At 37.9% G+C, this 1,804-nt stretch carries 2 protein-coding genes; one reads left to right on the top strand and one right to left on the bottom strand.

Features of this window, described 5'->3' with window-relative positions:
- The first annotated feature begins 338 nt into the window (after positions 1 to 338).
- Positions 339 to 1,079, top strand: a complete 741-nt coding sequence (locus F6K13_RS31470; RefSeq protein WP_124146562.1) for a dienelactone hydrolase family protein — start codon at positions 339 to 341, stop codon at positions 1,077 to 1,079.
- Between the two features lie 277 nt (positions 1,080 to 1,356).
- Here the strand turns inward: F6K13_RS31470 and msrA are convergent.
- Positions 1,357 to 1,804, bottom strand: a 448-nt coding sequence (gene msrA / locus F6K13_RS31475; protein ID WP_287289633.1) for a peptide-methionine (S)-S-oxide reductase MsrA, incomplete at its 5' end; no start/stop codon positions are given.

The following is a 1,804-nucleotide window of genomic DNA, read 5'->3' on the forward strand; positions in this document are numbered from 1 at the left end:
TGGAAAATTACATGGGGATTCGCTCCCCCAAGTAATGCGTGAACACCCCCGTTGACGGTGGGGTATTAAACCCACAAAGAAAATGATAAAATCACTTATATTTTAATGTTTAAGGAATATAAGCCTTCAAAGTATAGATGTTACAGCAGATTCCAAGTATATGAAGTACAAATATTAATGATCAAACTTTTGTAGTGCGGACATCTTGCCCGCCACAGCGATACCTCACTGAGATGAAATCCGCTGTATCAAGTCAGTATCCCCTATAAATTACGTAATTTTGCTAAAGTTAAGCTGTATTGTAGAAAAATTCCTCAAGACAATAATGGAGATAAAAGGTGCAAATTACTAAACGTAACATCGAGTTAAAAGTTGATGATAGTTTAATGCGTGTATATGTAGCAACTCCTAAACCGGAAGGAGTTTATCCAGGTATTGTATTCTACAGTGATATTTATCAATTGGGAAGTCCGATAATTCGTCTAGCTAATTATTTAGCTGGTTATGGTTATGTAGTAGCTGCCCCAGAAATTTTTCATCGTACTGAACCAGTGGGTCTAGTCATTGAGCCAGATGACCTGGGGCGAATGCGGGGTAATGACAATGCACGTCGAACTAAAATAGCTGAATATGATGCGGATACCAGAGCTGCGATCAAATTTCTTAAAGCAGAAAGTTCAGTTGCTGAGGATAAAATAGGTGCTATGGGTTTTTGTATTGGTGGGCATTTAGCATTTCGGGCTGCTTTTGAGAAAGAGATCAAAGCCACTGTTTGTTGTTACCCGACTGGTGTTCCCAGTGGCAAGTTAGGTAAGGGAGTCGCTGATACAATTAAACGAGTGAATGAAATTCAAGGTGAGATAATGATAGTATTCGGCACTCAAGACCGTCATACACCAGAAGGCGATCGCCAAACCGTAGCTCAAGCTTTGGAACAAGCGAGTATAGCTCATCAAATTTTCTTATATGAAGCGGAACATACTTTTATGCGTGATGACGGTTATCGTTATGACTCCGCTGCAACTACTTCAGCTTGGTCTCAAATAATACCTTTCTTTAATCGTGTGTTTGAAAATTAATCAAAGAAAACACTATTTTAGTTAATTAATGATAATTGGCGTTGCTGAATCAAGCTATGAAACCTCAATTTGGCAAAATCTAAAATCCTTTTAAGTTAATAGTTAAGTGATTCGCGTGCGCGATCCGTCCCGAAATTGCTATTAAAGAAAATCATAGCAACGCATCAGCAACGCCCCATAATTTAGTATATCTTGGGTAAAACACAGTGAAACAGAAAGTTCACTTTTCCCCAGCTACGATCGCCAAACCTATTCTTAGTAAGAATACGAGAACTCTTTATGCAGATACCTTATCTGGGAAATATTTCTTGAGTTTTTGCAACTTTGGAGGAATGGAAAATGCACAATAAGGTTGATTAGGATTCTTGTTAAAATAGTTTTGATGGTACTCCTCAGCTCTATAATATTCCTTCAAATCAACCACTTCAGTAACGATCGGACTATTAAACGTGCCATTATTATCCAAAGTCGAAATAACTTCTTGAGCAATATCTTTTTGTTCTTGGGAGTGACACATAATAATTGAACGATACTGAGTACCAACATCATTCCCCTGTCTGTTAAGTGTTGTGGGGTCGTGAGTCACAAAAAATATTTCTAATATTTCACGCAGTGATATTTTCTCAGAGTCAAAAGTGACTTTTACTACCTCAGCATGGCCTGTTTTTCCAGAACATATAGATCTATAGTCAGGATTCTTAGTATTTCCTCCAGCATAACCAGAT

The sequence above is a fragment of the Okeania sp. SIO2B9 genome (assembly GCF_010672505.1).
GTDB lineage: Bacteria > Cyanobacteriota > Cyanobacteriia > Cyanobacteriales > Microcoleaceae > Okeania > Okeania hirsuta.